The sequence below is a fragment of the Undibacterium sp. Di24W genome, from assembly GCF_049340325.1.
In the GTDB taxonomy this organism is placed as follows: Bacteria; Pseudomonadota; Gammaproteobacteria; order Burkholderiales; family Burkholderiaceae_D; genus Undibacterium.
In genome coordinates this window covers 1-249 of sequence record NZ_JBMPOP010000045.1, presented here as the reverse complement: position 1 = coordinate 249, position 249 = coordinate 1, and the positions used below count along the sequence as shown (strand labels likewise).

The 249-nt window shown below is 54.6% G+C and carries 1 protein-coding gene; it reads left to right on the top strand.

The genetic code is table 11. The annotated features are described in order from the left end of the window. Nucleotides 1–249 (top strand): hypothetical protein (locus ACO0KZ_RS20565; protein WP_422998669.1); only part of this gene is annotated, 249 nt, incomplete at both ends.

The following is a 249-nucleotide window of genomic DNA, read 5'->3' as shown; positions in this document are numbered from 1 at the left end:
ATGTGATAGTACCGAGTGGTGTGACGGCCTTTACGGTCACCGTGAGCACGATTGATGATACGGTGATTGATTCAGCGTCCCCTGAAACACTGCCTTTAGTGATAGGCGGCGCAACGGGTACCGGCGGCATCTTAGACAATGAGAAACCCACGATCACCACGATAGAACCAGGTGCCCCAGGTGCTGGAGATGACAATGTGGTCGAAGGCAACAACCTGGTCTACACCGTCAGTCTGTCGGCAGCGACGA